Below are 16,204 nucleotides of genomic sequence, written 5' to 3'. Positions count from 1 at the left end.
ACTCACACACACTCTTCCGGGTTGTCCGACTCCGGCGATACCGCCCGGGAGTCCGGATCGATGCTGATCACCATGACGCACACCCGCTCCCCGTCGTCGCTGAGGGTCACCTCAGTCGCGTTCCCGACCGTACGGTACTCCCCTTCCGTGACACCCTCGGTCACCTGATAGGCGAACTCCAGGTCGCCCTCGTGCACGGGAGCCGCCCAGGAGACCCGGATCTCCTCGCCGTCGCGCTCCAGCGCCAGGTCCTCGGGAGCGGGCGGCTCCTGGGCCACGGTGACGGTCGGCGGCACATAGGTCGGTCCCGACGGATCGTCCGGCCCGGGGTCGTCGGCGCGCAGGGCGCTGTAGGTGACCACTGTCACAGTGCCGGCCACCACGAGCGCTGCCGCACCCGCCACGAGGGCCGTCCGCCAGCCTCGGCGGGGAGCCTCCTCCTGCTGCTCCGGGGCGGGGGGCGAGCCCCAGGCACCCGGCGACGGCGGAGCGTGCGCCGGGACTGCCGGCGTCACCCCACGTAGCCGTGTGGCCGCGTCGTCCTGCGCTCGTGCAGGCACCGTACTGATGGAACGCACGCGGGTGCGGTCGCCGTCGTCCGGTTCGGACGGCCCCTCCATCCAGGACGTGTCCGGCACGTCAAGGGCCGTCGGGGTCAGGTGCAGTTCCTGCTCGACCTGGTGAATCGCGCGTGCCAGCTCGGCGGCGGACCCGAATCTCCGGGACGGATCCTTCGCCATTCCCCGGGCCAGCACCGCCTCGAGCGAGGGTGGGACGTCGTCGCGGCCGATGGGCGGCACCGGGTCACGTTCGATCCGGGTGATGAGGTCCAGCGCCGTGTTCGGGCGGCCCGGCAGCTCGAACGGAGAGCGCCCGGCGAGCAGGGTGTAGACAGTGGCGGCAAGGGCGTACACGTCCGCTGCAACCCCACGGGGAGCGTCCTCGGCAAAGAACTCCGGCGCCGCCCACGGGATCGACATGCCGGCCTGGTCGCCGTCGGCCGCTGCCGGGGTCCCGGTCGCGACGGAGATGCCGAAGTCGGTCAGCGCGGGCCACCCGTAGGCCGTCGTGAGCACGTTGGCCGGCTTGATGTCACGGTGCAGGATGCCCGCCCGGTGAGCGGTCTCCACCGCACCGGCGAGCCGGACAGCGATCCTCAGGCACTCGGCCACGCCCAGACGCTCGTTGCGATAGCGCACGGAGAGGTTGGGGCGCGGGCAGTACTCCATCACCAGGTACGGACGACCGTCCGCCGTGGTGTCGGCGTGGAAGATCGTCACGATCGACGGATGGGTGGACAGCTGAGCCATCAGGTTGGCCTCGGCGGTGAACTGCTCCCGACCTTCCGCCGTCACCGCGCTGGCGAGCAGAGCCTTGACCGCGACCTCACGCGCCGGCATGAGCTGGCGGTAGAGGAAGACATCGGCGAACCCGCCGCTGCCCAGCAGACGTTCATAGGTATAGCCCGGGATCTGCGGCGGTTCGGAGGGTGGCCGGCGGGTCACGGTGCCGGAGTCTCGATGGTGCCTGTCACGCCGTCACCCAGGTCGACGGTCGTCCCTGCCCGCACGGGCACGGCCTCACCGGCGTGCAACCGCCGCGGGGCGCTGCCGGGGAGCACGACGATCGTGCCGTTGGTGGAGTTCAGGTCGGTCACCAGCAGGTGGTCGCCCTCGCGGCGCAGCTCCACATGGGTGCGGGAGATGTCCTGCTGCGGACTGGGGACGGTCACCAGCCGCGGCTCGACCCTGGCTGCGAACCGGCTCGACTCGGGCGCCCTTCCGATCAGCACCGGGCGGTCGAGCGGGACGCGGATCCCCGTCGAGAGCAACAGCACGGACTCCGGCTGCTGCGACGTTGCCGGCTCGCCGGAGCGCGCGGCCGATTCGCCAGGCGCCCCGGTCACTGTCGCGTCCCGCATGGCCGCGACGTCGGAGACCAGGACGGTCGACCCGTCATGATCGCCCTCCCACGCACCATCAGCGGCTGGTGCCGGTGGTGCTGCGGGTCCGGTCTCTCCCCCACGGCGCGGAACCTTGATCGTGTGCTCGTCGACGTCGTCGTCGGCGCTGGCGGTGGCGCTGGCTTCACCCGGTGCTGTGAAGGGTGCTGGTGGCGGACTCGGCTGGGATGAGCGCACCGACCACGGCAACGAGTCGATGATGCCTGACTCGGCCGGGAGCTCCGGCGACGGCTCGATCCCGGGGTGCATAGTCGCCTCCGACACCGGTCCGGGCTCGGACGGGCCGGCATCGGCCGCACTGGCGTCAGCCGGGCTGGAGTCGGTCGCACTGGAGTAGGTGGCACTGGAATCGGCGACCGCGGGCTCGCTCTCCTCCGGCTCGGCCGGTACCCCGGGCTCCGGCGCCGCCTCGGGATCCGAACCCGGTTCTGAGCCCGATTCTCGGTCGGCGGGCGCGTCGGTGGCCGGCTCGGGGTTTCCCCCGACCGGTGTGGCCACGTCCGAGGACGCCGCCTGCGACTCCAGCGCTGGCGACGGTCCGGAAGTCTCGTCGAGTGCTCCCCACGTGAGGGCGTCCGCCCGGACGACTCCACCGACCAGCGGGAACGAGTGCTCATCGGCCGAGCTGACGTCGTCGCCGGCCAGGATCGTCACCGAGGACGGCGCGGCGGACACCACGGCTTCACGCCACGTACTCATCCCCTCGGCACGCAGTGCCTGGTCCCCCGCGATGACGACCGCGCCTCCACGCACCAGCACGCGCAGCTCGGACCCGGCCCGCTGCACCAGTGCGAAGTCCGCCAGCCCGGTGATCCCCCCACCGGCCAGGGTCTCCAGCCACTCCCCGATCCCGGAGCCGCCAGCCATGGACTGCCAGAGCGCGATGACGTCCTCCTCGGCATAGGACGGATGCAGCAGGGCACTCCCGGAGGCCGTCACGACCGCCGTCCATGTGCCGGTGCGATAGCGCGCCGTCTGCTCATCGATCATGGCCATCGTGCTTCGCCCCTCCCACCGGTACGTCGTTCTCCTCGGGGCACCGTATCGGCGACGTCACCCTCGTCGCCCTCGGAGGCGGGCCGGGGCGCGGTCGCCATCACGTCGGCTCCCGCCGTGTCGACCACGATCACCGAGACATTGTCCCGCGCACCGCCCGTGATCGCTGCCGCGATCAGGCGGTCGACAGCATCCTGGGCCGAATCCACCTCCCGCAGCACGGCGCCGATCTCGGCGTCGCCGAGCTCGTCGGTCAGGCCGTCGCTGCACAGCAGCAACCGGTCCCGTGAGCCTGCCCGCAGCCGCCAGAAGTCGGCATCGACATCCGGCCCGGTGTCGACGGCACGCGTGATGACATTCCGCTGCGGATGACGCCGGGCGTCCTCTGGCCCCAGCGCCCCGGCATCCACCATCTCCTGGACGACGGAGTGGTCGACGCTCACCTGCGCCAGCTCGCCCTCACTGAGCCGGTAGATACGCGAATCCCCGACGTTGAACACGAGCCAGAACGGTTGCGACTCGTGCACGGTCAGCACCGCCCCTGCCACCGTGCTTCCTGCGGTCACCGGGCGTCCCTGCGGATCGTGCTCACCGGCCCCCCGGATCGTGCGCTGGGCCGTGCGGATCGCCGCTTGGATCTCTTCGGGCAGTACCTCACGGTCAGGATCGCACCGGCCCGCCAGCTCCTCGAACGCCGTCACCACGGCTCGCGAGGCGAGTTCGCCGTGGACGTGCCCACCCATGCCGTCAGCGACGACGAATACCGGCGGCGTGGCCAGAACGGCGTCCTCGTTCACCGCACGCCGACCACCCGTGTCCGTGCCGACACCCCATGCGACCTGCACCCGAACGCCTCATCCCTTCCTCCACCTGGACGCCGGGCCCAGGCCGTGGAGACGATCCTAAAGGCTCCTCGGCCCGCCACCGGCACACCGAGACCGGCCTCGGACCCGGTGGCAGTGTCAGAACAAGGTGGGGAACACGCCCCAGTAGGCCGAGATCAACAGCAACGACGTCGCACCCACGTGCGTGGTCCACCAGATCGTCGCGTGCCCGAGGGCCAGTTTGCCCCCGCCCAGCGTGCGCCAGGCGTTGACCGCGGCATCGACCGAACGGACCCCGACCGCGACCGCGAGAATGCCGAGGGCGTGCAATGCCACCCAGCCACCGTTGACCACGACGTCATCTGTCCGGTAGTTCAGGGCGAGGTCGGCGACATAGGCGACATAGGCGACGAAGACGACGATCACGGCGACGGCACTCATCCCGGTGGCCGCGGTGTATCTGGCCAGCGGAGGCGGTAGCCGCCGCGGTTCTCGACGGCGCAGGACAGTCACGACCCGGCCACCGAACCAGACCAGCGGACCGACAGCCAGCAGCACCCCACTCGCGAACAGCGTCCACACGAGCATGTCCCCGTTCGCGTACCACCGCGGATGGTCCACCGGGGCCGCTCGGAACTGCTGCTCCGGCTGGGCACCGGCGACATGCGGGGCTGCCTCGGCGGTCTCCGGCAGGCCGAGGACCCACCGCGCCAGCACGTCGAGGAATCCGTCCACGAGCTCGCCGTCGACACGCAGACCGTGGTTGGCGCCATCGAAATAGCGCACCGTGAGCGCCTCGTTGCCAACCTCGGCAATCGCGTCCTCCAGCACCAGCGGGCCCTGCACGATCGGCATCGAGGCGTCGGCGGTGCCATAGACCATCAGGACCGGCTGATGGAGCTGACGCAGCCACGGCACAGCGTCGAAGTCGGCGTACTCGAACCCTCCCCCGGGCGGCTGCGCACCGATTCCGCGCGGGATCGCCCGCAGCAAGGCGTCCGGAACTCCGACGTTGCGCAGATACTGGTCGGCGGCGAAGGCGATCTGCTCGCGCGGTGGGACGACCGGAGCGGAGACGAGAGCCACGAACGCCACATGAGGTTCGATGACGGCAGCCACTGGAGCGATCCATGCACCCTCACTCTCCCCATAGACACCGACACGGCTCGGGTCGACCCCGTCACGGTCCCGCAGGAACCGCCACGAGACGAGGTAGTCCTGCGCCATCGCGGGATAGTTCCGGCTGGCGGTGGTGTAGGTATCGAGCCGCTTGGCCGGGACGAGCACGTAGACACCGGCACTGGCCATGGCATCGGCCTGCTCGGTGAAGTTCGTGTGCGAGCCCGTCCCCGCGCCGTGCATGAACACCACTCCGGGTCGCAGATCAGGCGCGCCAACCGGCGAGGTGAGCGTGGCCAGCACCTCGGCACCATCGAGCATGATCTCGACCACCTCGCGGGAGACCTGATAGGTCCCGACCGGATCGGTGACGGCGTCGGAGCCGATCTCCGCCTCCGCGGTCTCCGGGACGATCATCTGGTCGAGGGGTTGCGGGGTCCACCGTGGCCCCGAGAGCGAGCCGATCAGCCCGAAACCGATGACGATGGCGAGCACCACCACCAGCTTGCGGTACTTCACCCTCTCACTCTAGCCAGCACGACTCAGAACCCGAGACGCTGCAGCTTCTTCGGGTCCCGCTGCCAGTCCTTGGCCACCTTCACGTGCAGATCAAGGTAGACGGCGGCACCGAGCAGGGCTTCGATACCGCTGCGGGCACGGGTTCCCACCTCCCGCAGCCGCGCGCCCTTGGTGCCGATCACGATGCCCTTCTGCGACTCCCGCTCGACGAACAGATTCACCCGCACGTCCAGGAGCGGGCGTCCGTCCTTGGAGCGGTGCTCGCGTTCGACGATCTCCTCGACCACCACCGCCAGTGAATGCGGCAACTCGTCCCGCACACCTTCAAGGGCGGCCTCGCGGACAAGTTCAGCCACCATCACCTGCTCAGGCTCGTCGGTCAGCTCCCCGCCCGGGTACAGCGGCGGTGAGACCGGCATATGGGAGCGAAGCACCTCGATCAGTTCAGTCACCTGGTAGCCGGTCATCGCCGCGACCGGGATCACGTCCGCCCACTGACCGAGTTCGGAGACCGCGAGCAGGTGCTCGGCCAACCGCCCCTTCGACACCAGGTCGGCTTTCGTGACGACCGCCACGACCGGGGTACGGGTCTCGGCGAGCTTGGCGGCGATGAAGCGGTCCCCTGGTCCGACCTTCTGGTCAGCGGGCAGGCAGAAGGCAATCGCGTCCACCTCCGCCAGCGTTCCGGTCACGAGCTCGTTGAGGCGCTCCCCGAGCAGTGTGCGAGGACGATGGAGCCCGGGGGTGTCGACGAGGATCAGCTGGAGGTCCTCCCGGTGCACGATGCCCCGGATCGCGTGCCGAGTAGTCTGCGGCCGCCCCGAGGTGATCGCCACCTTGTGGCCCACAATCGCGTTCGTCAGGGTCGACTTTCCAGCGTTCGGGCGACCCACCACACAGACGAAACCGGCACGGTGATCGGGTGGGACGCCGTCGGGCATCGCCATCACGGGTGGGTTCTCAGACATCGCTGCCACCTGATTCCCGCGTGGCCAGGAAGGTGAGCAGGAGTTGACGTTGCAAACCGAACATCTCCTTCTCCTCCTCCGGCTCCGCGTGGTCGAATCCGAGCAGGTGCAGGATGCCGTGCGTGGTCAGCAGGAGCATCTCCTCCTCGGCCGAGTGCCCCGCTGTCATGGCCTGCGCGTGCGCGACCTCCGGGCAGACGACGATCGAGCCGAGGATGCCCTCGCTGAGGACCCCCTCGACTCCAGGCCTCAACTCGTCCATCGGGAACGAGAGCACATCCGTGGGGCCCTCTTCATCCATCCACTGCACGTGCAGCTCGCTCATCACCTGGGTGTCGACGAAGCGGATCTCCAGCTCGGCCTGCGGGTGCACGTGCATCGCATCGAGCACGTGACGCGCGAGCGCGGCGAACTCCGTCTCGTCCAGGCGGTCCCCGGACTCGTTGGTGATCTCCACACTCATCGGTGCTCCTTGTCTGAGCGCTGCGGTCCTCGCAGCTGCTCGGGGCGAGCCGGCCGCGCGCCCGGGCGGGTCTCGAACCGCGAGTACGCGTCGATGATGTCGGCCACCAGCCGGTGGCGCACCACATCGGCGCTGGTCAGGCGGCAGAACGTGACATCGTCGATCTCGGTCAGGATGTCCTGCACCACCCGGAGTCCCGACTCCGCACCGCCGGGCAGGTCCACCTGCGTGACATCACCGGTGACGACGATCTTCGAGCCGAAACCCAGCCGGGTCAGGAACATCTTCATCTGCTCGGCCGAGGTGTTCTGCGCCTCGTCCAGGATGATGAAGGCATCGTTGAGCGTCCTGCCGCGCATATACGCCAGCGGCGCCACCTCGATCGTTCCCGCGGCCATCAGTCGCGGGATGGACTCCGGATCCACCATGTCGTGCAAGGCGTCGTACAAGGGCCGCAGGTAGGGGTCGATCTTGTCGTTCAGCGACCCAGGCAGGAACCCCAGCCGCTCCCCGGCCTCGACGGCCGGGCGGGTGAGCACGATCCGGTTGACCTGCTTGGCCTGCAGCGCCTGCACTGCCTTCGCCATGGCCAGGTAGGTCTTGCCCGTCCCGGCAGGTCCGATACCGAACACGAGGGTGTTCCGGTCGATCGCCTCGACGTACTCCTTCTGCCCCAGCGTCTTGGGCCGGATCGTGCGCCCCCGGCTGGAGAGGATGTTCATCGTGAGCACCTGCGCAGGGCGCTCGGCCGCAGGATTGGTGAGGATGGTGATCGCTCGTTCGACTGCATCAGCGGTCAGTGGCTGCGACGAGGAGGCGATCTCGCTCAACTCGTCGACGAGACGCTCGGCCAGCGCGACATCGCCGGGCCTACCGGTCAGCGTGACCACATTGCCGCGCACATGCACATCGACCTTCGGGAAACCCGATTCGATGGCTTTGAGCACCTCATCGCGCTGCCCCAGCAGCGCCACCATCGGCACGTGGTCAGGAATGGTCACCTGGTGCTGGATGCTGCCGTCGGGTGCGGCGGAAGAACTGGTCTCGGTCATGGGCGGGGCGCAGTGCCCGGATTCCCCTCGTGGATCGGATGGAGCAGAACACGATCGTACCCAGTGCGGCCATCGGTGGCGCAGCGGATATTACGTCCACCGGCCCAACCGCTCGGCCAGCAGGGCGACCGCGACCGGACCGGCCGTCGAGGTACGGAGCACATGCGGGCCCAGCCGCACACTCTGCGCACCAGCGGCGACGAGGGAGTCGACCTCGAACTCGGTCAGGCCACCCTCAGGTCCGACGACGACGAGCACCTCAGGTGCCTCGGTACCGACCTCCGCACTGGTGATCGGCACGCCGGCTTCTTCGTGCAGCACCAGCACAGCGCTTCCCGAGGCCACCTTCTCGGCGACCTCATCGATCAGCTGCGCCCCGACGATCAATCCCCTGACCTGCGGAATCCAGGATCGGCGGGCCTGCTTCGCCGCCGCGAGCACCACCTGCTGCCAGCGAGCCTCGCCCTTGGCCGCCTTCGGACCGCGCCATTGCGAGACGGACCGCTCCGCCTGCCACGGCTGGACCGCGTCGACGCCGACTTCCGTACCGGCCTCCACTGCCAGTTCGTCGCGACCGCCCTTGGCGAGCGCCTGCACCAGTACCAGCGCCGGACGGGACGCCGGCTCCACTGTGACCTCGTCCGCCACGGCATCCAAACCCGCCTCGTGACCGGTGGTGACGTTCGTCACCGTGGCGCGCACTCGGCGCCCAGCCCCATCGACGACGTCGATCAGCTCACCGGCACGCACACGCCGGACAGTGGCGGCATGCCGGCCTTCCGCACCGGTAACCGCGACGGCCTCACCCGGTGAGACGCCGTCGAGATTCTCCTCCGGGACGACGAAGACGGGCCGGCTCACCGGCCGTGCAGCTTCTCACGCAGCCGGGAGAAAACGCCGTTGCCCGCCGGCGACAGACGCGCCTCGGGACGTTCCTCGCCGCGCAGGCCCGCCAGCTCGCGCAGCAGCGTTTCCTGGGAGTCATCCAGCTTGGTCGGCACGGTCACCTGGACGTGCACGTGCAGATCCCCGCGCCCGCCACCGTTGAGATGCCCGATGCCCAGGCCCTTGAGCGTGACGATCTCGTCCGGCTGTGTGCCGGGCCGGATATCCAGCTCGCGGACGCCGTCGAGCGTCTCCAGCTCCAGGACGGTCCCCAGTGCGGCCGCGGTCATCGGCAGCTCAGTGGTGCAGTGCAGGTCATCGCCGCGGCGGGTGAACAGCGGGTGCCGCTTCTCCCGGACCTCGACGTACAGATCCCCGGGAGGGCCACCGGCCGGGCCGACCTCGCCCTGGCCGGTCAGCTTGATCCGGGTGCCGTCGTCGACACCGGCGGGCACGTTCACACGCACGGTGCGGCGCGTGCGTACTCGCCCTTCCCCGGCGCACTCGGTGCACGGGTCGGTGATGATGGTGCCGAAACCGGAGCAGTTGGCACACGCTGAGGTGGTCATGACCTGACCGAGGAACGAGCGGGCCATGCGCTGCACGGAGCCGCGTCCGTGACAGACCTCACAGGTGGTCGGACTCGTCCCGGGACGGCAGCACGAACCCTGACAGGTGGTGCAGATGACGGCGGTCTCGACCTCGATGTCCTTGCTCACGCCGAATGCGGCCTCGGACAGCTCCAGCGAGATCCGCAGCAGCGCATCCTGACCCCGGCGCGTCCGCGAGGCGGGTCCACGACCGGCGCCTCCCCCACCTGCTGCCGCCTGGAAGAAGGTCTCGAAGATGTCCGAGAATCCGAACCCGGCACCTGCGCCGCCACCGCCGCCGCCGGCACCCGGGTACTGGCCCATGTCGTACATCTGCCGCTTCTCGGCGTTGGAGAGCACCTCGTGCGCGGCAGCGATCTCCTTGAACTTGTCCGCATTGTCCGCACCGGCGACATCCGGGTGATGCTGCCGTGCCAGTTTGCGGTAGGCGCGCTTGATCTCCTCGGTGGAGGCGTCGCGGGAGACTCCGAGGGTCGCGTAGTAGTCGGTCACGTGTTGCCTTCTTGGGTCGCGGGTGTGGGCGTCAGCCGCCGAGGAAGCGGGAGAGGTAGCGTGCGACCGCCCGGACGGCGGCCATGGTGGTCGGGTAGTCCATGCGCGTCGGACCGAGGATTCCGAGCTGACCGACCGACGCAGCGCCCTCGCCACCGTAACCGCTGGCGACGATGGATGCTTCCTGCAGGTTCTCATAGTGCGTCTCGCGGCCGATCCGTACCGCAAGCGAGTGATCGGTGCCCTGAGACTGCTCGGCGTCCTCGGCAGCCATCTCGCTGAGCAGACGCAGCAGCACCACGTGCTCTTCGAGGGCCTCCAGGACCGGCCCGATCGTGCGGGTGAAGTCCAGATCTGCGCGCGCGAGGTTGGCCGTACCGGCCATCACGATCCGCTCCTCGGCGTCTTCGGACAGGGTGTCGGTGATCGTGGCGAGCACCGCGGTCACCAACGCGCGGTCCGCGGGCGGGAACGCCTCCTCGACGCCGGTCAGCACCGACCGGAGCCTGGCGGCGTTGCGCCCTGCCACCTCGGCGTTCAGCCGGGCCCGCAGCTCGGCGACCATCGTCTCGTCAAGGTCCTGCGCGGCCTCCACCGTGCGCTGCTCCACACGTCCGTTCGCAGTGATGATCACCACGAGCAGATGCCGTGCATCGGTGGGGATCAGCTCGACGTGCCGCAGTGCCGAACGCCGCAGAGACGGGTACTGGACGACAGCAACCTGCTGGGTCAGGTGCGCGAGCAGCCGCACGGTCCGCTCCAGCACGTCGTCCAGGTCGACCGCACCCTCGAGCAGCTCGGCGATGGCTCGCCGCTCCACCTCCGACAACGGCTTGATGACCGAGATCTGGTCGACGAACAGCCGGTACCCCTTGTCTGTCGGGATACGGCCGGCCGAAGTATGCGGCTGGGCGATGTAGCCGTACTCCTCCAGGGCGGCCATGTCGTTGCGGATCGTGGCCGGGGAGACGTCGAGGTTGTGGCGGTCCACGAGGTTGCGCGAGCCGACGGGTTCCCGGCTACGCACGTAGTCCTGCACGATCGCCCGCAGCACCTGCAGCTGTCGCTCCGAGCTCGACATTCCACCTCCCTGGACCAGCACTCGACGTCGATGAGTGCCAATTCTACGTGCTGCTGCTCCCGGCCCGCGTGCCGCTCGGCCAGCCGCGCTCATGCGCACCATAGGCTCCTCGGGTGATGAACGATCGTTACGGCACCGACGTCCTCAGCAGCAACCCGCATCAGCGGACCCGTCCGGCCGCCGTCGAGACGCCGGCCACGCCCGGACTCGTCGTCGAGGACGTCGAGACCGGCTGGGTCGGCGCCGTCACGGGAGTGGAGAAGAGCGGCGGGCAGCACGTCGTCGTGCTGGAGGACCGGCGAGGACGTACCCGGACCTTCCCACTCGGCGCGGGCTTCTGGGTCGACGGCTCACCCGTGCGCCTCGTGGCCGACCGTCCGGCGCCGGCAAAGGTGGCTCCGACCAGGACGGCCTCCGGCTCACTGGCCGTGGCCGGGGCGAGGGCGCGTGTGGCACGCGGCTCGCGGATCTGGGTGGAAGGTCGTCACGACGCCGAGCTCGTGGAGAAGGTCTGGGGAGACGACCTGCGGATCGAGGGAGTCGTGGTGGAGCTCCTGGACGGCGTGGACAACCTGGACGAACGTCTCACCGAGTTCGGGCCGGAGTCCGGCCGGCGGGTGGGGGTGCTGGTCGACCACCTCGTGGCGGGAAGCAAGGAGTCCCGGGTGGCCGCTGAGGTGACACGACGATTCGGTGCACAGAATGTGCTGATCGTCGGCCACCCCTATGTGGACGTCTGGCAGGCCGTCAAGCCGGCACGGCTCGGGCTGGACGCGTGGCCGCACGTGCCCCGCGGCACCGACATCAAGGTCGGCACGCTCACGGCGCTCGGCTGGCCCGCCGCGGACCAGGCCGATATCGCACGCGGGTGGAAACGGATCCTCGGGACTGTCCGTGACTACCGCGATCTCGAGCCGAGCCTGCTCGGACGGGTCGAGGAGCTTGTCGACTTCGTGACGGCGTAGCGGCCCGCCACCGCATGTGAACCGCTACTGCGCCTTCTGAGGGCGGCTACGGCGGTGGCTACGGGATCGGCCAGGGGGTACCCACTGGGCAGTCGTTCCGACTACGGTCCCGGCTCCCCGTACGGTCCTGGCCCTGGCGGTTCGTCCGGCCCGGTCTCCGGGGGCTGCGCGGGAGTGCACACCACCGCTAGAGTCCGGCGTGAAGCAGGCCAGACCCCCGGCACCATCACCGGATCGGTCCGGTGCCGTCCAGCAAGCGAGGGAGACCCCATGAGCTACCCCCCACCCACCTACGGAGCTCCCGGCGGGTACGGCGGCTACGGAGGCTACAGCGGTGTGCAGGAGCACCCCCAGGGCACGATGATCCTGATCTTCGGACTCGTCGGCATCTTCTTCGCCCCGCTGGCGATCGCCGCGTGGGTCATGGGCAGCAAGGCCCTCAAGGAGATCGACGCCTCCGGCATCCAGTACAGCAATCGCTCGAACGTCTCGACCGGCAAAATCATCGGGATGATCGTGACGATCCTGGCGATCATCGGTCTGGTGATCGGAGTCTTTGCGTTCATCGCGTTCATGACGGCGCTCGGTTCCACCGGCTACTGATCACCGGCGACAGCACTCAGGCAGAACGAGCAGAACGAGCGACGGCGGTTGGTGCTGAGCACCAACCGCCGTCGTACATCTACGAGGGAGATCAGCTGGTCTGTACCCTGCCGACGTTCTGGTGGTACAGCCACGAGACGGCCAGCACCACCACGGGAGCAGAGACCAACGTACCGACACCGCACAGCAGCGAACCGATCGCGTTCGCGACCATTCCCAGCAGCAGCACGAGGATCGTCTGGGCCGGCGTGGCCAGGGCCATCTTGACCGACGAGGTGATCGCGTCGACCACGCCCTGCTTCTTGTCCAGGGCGAAGTACACGGCGTACACGCCGAAGAACAGCACGGCGAGCGGCAGGACGAAGGTCCAGGACAGCAGCGATGACGCCAGACCCAGCGCGATGGCGACCAGGCCCACCTGGACCGGGTTCGGGATCTTGAAGAAGTCCGCCACGCTCACGCTCTCACCGCGGACGGTCCGCAGCGCCGCGTTCGCCACACCGGCCGCGGCGAAGATCCCCACGACGAAGGCGACGAGCACCATCAGGATGGTGCCGAAGACGCCGGCGGAGGCGAAGGCCATGGCTTGCGCCTCGCCGCCGATCCCGCTGCCGAAGACACCGATGGCCGAGAGCAGCGCAACCCAGATCACGGTGACGACGACGACGATCGCCGCCCAGGCGAGCTGACCGAGGACGAACGTGCTCCAGTTGGCCTTGAACGCTTCCCAGCCCCACTTGAAACCATCGGTGGCCTGCGGCTCGGTCGGTACCGGAGCGTACTGCCCCTGCGGGGCGCCGCCGGGCTGAGCCTGACCGGGGTGCTGAGCGTAGCCAGGCTGTTGCGGCGGCGGGGGCGTCGCACCTCCCGGCTGCTGACCGTACCCGGGCTGCTGCGGCGGCGGAGGCGTCCCGGCGCCGGGCGGCGGGGGTGGCGCCTGGGGCGGTTGCCCCGGTGTGGCGCCGGACTGATCCGGCTGGCCGTACGTCGGCTGGTCCGGCTGGTGGGGCTCGCCGGGAGTCCCCGGCTGTTGTTGGTCACTCATCGTTCACTCTCGCTTCTGATCGGCGATCGGGACCTGACATGGTCACAGAGTCAGGAACCCGCGGTTTCGTACATGGCGGTGGACGTTGCTCAGGCCTTCGGTGCTATCGGCTGACCGCTGAACGAGCGATAGGCGTAGGCAGTCGCCACCGCTCCCATCGGTGCGGCGATGAGGGTACCGAGCCCGCACGTGATCACCGAGGCTGCTGCTAGCACGATGAACAGCAGGACCAGTAGCAGGGTCGGGCCGAGGTTCTGCTGGACCAGTTGCACCGAGGTCTTGATCCCGTCCACCCAGGAGATGCCGCGGTCGATGATGCTCGACATCGTGAACAGCACGAAGATCGAGGCGACAAGGGCCAGCAGCGGACCCACACCGGGAACCATCTGCAGGATCGCGTTGGCGGCGCCCCACACCACGGCCCAGATCAGGGCGTTCTGCATGTTCGGGATCTGGAACACGTCACCGAAACTCGGCTTGTTGCCCGCTGTCTCGCGCAGCGCAGCGTTCTGCGCCAGAGCCTGGACCAAGCCCATCACCAGAGCGGACACGATGGCCGAAACGAAGCCCATCGCGGTGAACGACTGACTGGTGGCCACATTGAAACTGCCGTTGGCCGCGTCGAACACTGCCAGCGCACTCGGGTTCAGCAGACCCACCAGGATCACCACGATGGCCACCAGGACCATGCCCAGGATCCACACCACCGGGTTCCGGATCACGGTCTTCCAGGCGTATCCAAACGCGCCACCGAAGTCGAATTGAGCCGGAGCCGGCTGGCCGTACGAGCCGTATCCAGTCGGGTTCACCCCCGGCGCCTGCGGCGGGCCGCCATAACCAGGTCCAGGCGCACCGTACTGCCCGTCCGGACCGGGGCCGGGCGCGGCAGGGGGCTGGAAACCGCCCTGCTCCGGTGAGGGGTAGCCGCTCGGCGGCGGGACGGCGGCCCCGTAGGACGGCTGACCTGGCGGAGGCGGCGGGGTCCCTGGCTGCTGTGGCTGACCGTACGGCTGCCCGCTGTTCGGCTGCTGCGCGGGATCCTGCGGCCCCTGCTCCGGTGGTTGCTGGCTCATCTCTCCCCAAGTCCTTCAGGTACAGCCGCCACGGTGACGGCGACCACACGCTATCGGTTCCCGCCCGCTCGTGACTATCGACAGTCCATGGTCGTGTCGGATCGCCGAGCGCGCACCAGGGCGTCTCCCGCTGTTCCGTGGCTGGCCACGAAGCATGGGGAGGGTGCCGGCCCCCGGGTCTGTAGCCACCGCCGGCCGGGCACCCCTCAGGTCAGGCGCCGCACCACCGTGTCCGCCAGCAGGCGCCCCCGCAACGTCAGCACGGCCCGGCCCCGTTGCGCCGGTGCAGCCTCCAGCAGCCCCTCCTCGACCAGCTGCGGCAACCGGTCCGCGAGCGTCGCACCGACGTCGAGTCCGTCCGCGAGCCGGATGCCCAGCAGGATCCGCTCGGTCTCCCGGTCCTCTCCGCTGAGCACCTCAGATCCGTCGACAGGCAGGTTCCCGGCTGCGACGGCCGCGGCGTAGGGGCGCGGATGCTTGACATTCCACCAGCGCTGGCCCGCTACGTGCGAGTGCGCCCCGGGTCCGATGCCCCACCAGTCGTCCGAGCGCCAATAGGCGATGTTGTGCCGACACCGGTCGGCCGGCGTCCGGGCGAAGTTGGAGATCTCGTACCAGTCGTAGCCGGCGTCGGCGAGCATTGTCGCGGCGAGCTCGTACTTGTCGGCCTCATCGTCCGGATCGGGCATCGGCAACTCGCCACGGCGCACCTGGGCGGCCATCTTGGTCCCCTGCTCGACCACCAGCGCGTACGCCGAGACGTGGTCGGGTGAGAGTGCGAGCACCGCCTCCAGAGACCGTTGCCACTGCGCCAACGTCTCCCCCGGCGCGCCGTAGATGAGGTCGAGACTGACCGACAGCCCCGCATCCCGCGCCCAACCCACCACGGCAGGAATGCGCTCCGGATCGTGTGTGCGCTCCAGCGTGGCCAGCACCTCCGGTACGGCGGACTGCATCCCGAAGGACACCCGGGTGAAGCCGGCCGCCGCCAGTGCCGCCAGGTCCGCGGCATCCACCGAGTCCGGGTTCGCCTCCGTCGTCACCTCGGCATCGGCGGCCAGTCCCCAGGTGTCATCGACAGCGTCCAGCATGGCCGCCAGGTCCGCCGCCGGCAGCAACGTCGGCGTGCCGCCACCGACGAATACCGTGCGTACCTCACGCCGCGCCATCCCGGCGGACCGGAGCGCCTCGTCGGCCAGGGCGATCTCCCCGACGGCGGTGGCAGCGTAGTCCGACCGGTTCGCGCCCGAGCCGAGCTCGGCCGCGGTGTAGGTGTTGAAGTCGCAGTAGCCGCACCGCACCGTGCAGAACGGCACGTGTAGGTAGACCCCGAAGTCGGGACCGTACTCGGCACCGGAGCCCGCGCGGTATGGGCTCTCGTGCGGGCCGTCATGCGGGCCCACGCGCCGACCTTCCTCCCGCGGCGGGTGCTGCGGGAGGAATCCGTCCACGGCCACGCCGGGGGTCGCCGTCGGCGGGGCGCCCAGGGTGAGCGGCACGCCACCTGGTGCCGGAACACCCGGGCGAGGGGACGCCGTCATCGGC

Annotated in this window: 15 protein-coding genes; 2 read left to right on the top strand and 13 right to left on the bottom strand. The window is 69.4% G+C overall.

Features of this window, described 5'->3' with window-relative positions; translation table 11 throughout:
* Positions 1-2: 2 nt before the first annotated feature.
* The 10 genes from FV560_RS06345 to hrcA all read right to left on the bottom strand — a co-directional run bounded on the left by FV560_RS06345 (position 3) and on the right by hrcA (position 10,973).
* The gene (locus FV560_RS06345) at positions 3-1,505 is read right to left on the bottom strand and encodes a serine/threonine-protein kinase (RefSeq protein WP_159620628.1); all 1,503 of its coding nucleotides are present in this window, start codon (positions 1,503-1,505) and stop codon (positions 3-5) included.
* The gene (locus FV560_RS06340; RefSeq protein ID WP_159620626.1) at positions 1,502-2,959 is read right to left on the bottom strand and encodes an FHA domain-containing protein; all 1,458 of its coding nucleotides are present in this window, start codon (positions 2,957-2,959) and stop codon (positions 1,502-1,504) included. Before FV560_RS06340 ends, FV560_RS06345 begins: the two co-directional genes overlap by 4 nt.
* Complete coding sequence (locus tag FV560_RS06335) at positions 2,950-3,804, bottom strand: PP2C family protein-serine/threonine phosphatase (protein WP_159620624.1); 855 nt, start codon at positions 3,802-3,804, stop codon at positions 2,950-2,952. Before FV560_RS06335 ends, FV560_RS06340 begins: the two co-directional genes overlap by 10 nt.
* A gap of 117 nt (positions 3,805-3,921) precedes the next feature.
* Positions 3,922-5,421, bottom strand: coding sequence for an alpha/beta hydrolase family protein (locus FV560_RS06330; RefSeq protein ID WP_235019958.1), 1,500 nt, complete (start codon positions 5,419-5,421; stop codon positions 3,922-3,924).
* Between the two features lie 23 nt (positions 5,422-5,444).
* A complete protein-coding gene (era, locus tag FV560_RS06325) occupies positions 5,445-6,389 on the bottom strand; it encodes a GTPase Era (protein ID WP_235019957.1) in 945 nt (314 codons plus the stop codon).
* Entirely contained in the window at positions 6,382-6,852 is a 471-nt protein-coding gene (ybeY, locus tag FV560_RS06320; protein WP_159620622.1) for an rRNA maturation RNase YbeY, read from the bottom strand. The genes era and ybeY overlap by 8 nt, the downstream gene beginning before the upstream one ends.
* Positions 6,849-7,904, bottom strand: coding sequence for a PhoH family protein (locus FV560_RS06315; protein ID WP_159620620.1), 1,056 nt, complete (start codon positions 7,902-7,904; stop codon positions 6,849-6,851). The genes ybeY and FV560_RS06315 overlap by 4 nt, the downstream gene beginning before the upstream one ends.
* 90 nt (positions 7,905-7,994) lie before the next feature.
* Complete coding sequence (locus FV560_RS06310; protein WP_159620618.1) at positions 7,995-8,765, bottom strand: 16S rRNA (uracil(1498)-N(3))-methyltransferase; 771 nt, start codon at positions 8,763-8,765, stop codon at positions 7,995-7,997.
* Positions 8,762-9,892, bottom strand: coding sequence for a molecular chaperone DnaJ (gene dnaJ, locus FV560_RS06305; RefSeq protein ID WP_159620616.1), 1,131 nt, complete (start codon positions 9,890-9,892; stop codon positions 8,762-8,764). The genes FV560_RS06310 and dnaJ overlap by 4 nt, the downstream gene beginning before the upstream one ends.
* Before the next feature lie 31 nt (positions 9,893-9,923).
* The gene (gene hrcA / locus FV560_RS06300; RefSeq protein WP_159620614.1) at positions 9,924-10,973 is read right to left on the bottom strand and encodes a heat-inducible transcriptional repressor HrcA; all 1,050 of its coding nucleotides are present in this window, start codon (positions 10,971-10,973) and stop codon (positions 9,924-9,926) included.
* Between the two features lie 116 nt (positions 10,974-11,089).
* Here hrcA and FV560_RS06295 point away from each other — a divergent pair, with 116 nt between their 5' ends.
* Positions 11,090-11,938, top strand: a complete 849-nt coding sequence (locus FV560_RS06295) for a DUF3097 domain-containing protein (RefSeq protein ID WP_159620869.1) — start codon at positions 11,090-11,092, stop codon at positions 11,936-11,938.
* Between the two features lie 270 nt (positions 11,939-12,208).
* Positions 12,209-12,541 carry a hypothetical protein gene (locus FV560_RS20080; protein ID WP_200837554.1) on the top strand — a complete coding sequence of 111 codons (333 nt, stop codon included), beginning with the start codon at positions 12,209-12,211 and terminating at the stop codon, positions 12,539-12,541.
* Positions 12,542-12,632: 91 nt separating this feature from the next.
* Here FV560_RS20080 and FV560_RS06285 read toward each other — a convergent pair whose 3' ends face one another.
* The 3 genes from FV560_RS06285 to hemW form a co-directional block, all read right to left on the bottom strand.
* Entirely contained in the window at positions 12,633-13,586 is a 954-nt protein-coding gene (locus tag FV560_RS06285; RefSeq protein ID WP_159620612.1) for a hypothetical protein, read from the bottom strand.
* A gap of 89 nt (positions 13,587-13,675) precedes the next feature.
* Positions 13,676-14,659, bottom strand: coding sequence for a DUF2189 domain-containing protein (locus FV560_RS06280; protein ID WP_159620610.1), 984 nt, complete (start codon positions 14,657-14,659; stop codon positions 13,676-13,678).
* Between the two features lie 206 nt (positions 14,660-14,865).
* Positions 14,866-16,200, bottom strand: a complete 1,335-nt coding sequence (hemW, locus tag FV560_RS06275) for a radical SAM family heme chaperone HemW (protein ID WP_159620608.1) — start codon at positions 16,198-16,200, stop codon at positions 14,866-14,868.
* Between the last annotated feature and the right edge of the window lie 4 nt (positions 16,201-16,204).

This window comes from Ruania rhizosphaerae, from assembly GCF_009805705.1.
Classification (GTDB): Bacteria; Actinomycetota; Actinomycetes; order Actinomycetales; family Beutenbergiaceae; genus Ruania; species Ruania rhizosphaerae.
Note: the sequence above shows the minus strand (reverse complement) of the source record. Positions and strands in the feature narration are given on the sequence as shown.

Excerpts from the sequence above, each read along its gene's own strand:
- FV560_RS06315 (WP_159620620.1), bottom strand. The coding sequence starts at position 7,904 with ATGACCGAGACCAGTTCTTCCGCCGCACCCGACGGCAGCATCCAGCAC.
- FV560_RS06285 (WP_159620612.1), bottom strand. The coding sequence starts at position 13,586 with ATGAGTGACCAACAACAGCCGGGGACTCCCGGCGAGCCCCACCAGCCG.
- FV560_RS20080 (WP_200837554.1), top strand. The coding sequence starts at position 12,209 with ATGAGCTACCCCCCACCCACCTACGGAGCTCCCGGCGGGTACGGCGGC.
- hrcA (WP_159620614.1), bottom strand. The coding sequence starts at position 10,973 with ATGTCGAGCTCGGAGCGACAGCTGCAGGTGCTGCGGGCGATCGTGCAG.
- FV560_RS06280 (WP_159620610.1), bottom strand. The coding sequence starts at position 14,659 with ATGAGCCAGCAACCACCGGAGCAGGGGCCGCAGGATCCCGCGCAGCAG.
- FV560_RS06295 (WP_159620869.1), top strand. The coding sequence starts at position 11,090 with ATGAACGATCGTTACGGCACCGACGTCCTCAGCAGCAACCCGCATCAG.
- hemW (WP_159620608.1), bottom strand. The coding sequence starts at position 16,200 with ATGACGGCGTCCCCTCGCCCGGGTGTTCCGGCACCAGGTGGCGTGCCG.
- era (WP_235019957.1), bottom strand. The coding sequence starts at position 6,389 with ATGTCTGAGAACCCACCCGTGATGGCGATGCCCGACGGCGTCCCACCC.
- FV560_RS06340 (WP_159620626.1), bottom strand. The coding sequence starts at position 2,959 with ATGGCCATGATCGATGAGCAGACGGCGCGCTATCGCACCGGCACATGG.
- ybeY (WP_159620622.1), bottom strand. The coding sequence starts at position 6,852 with ATGAGTGTGGAGATCACCAACGAGTCCGGGGACCGCCTGGACGAGACG.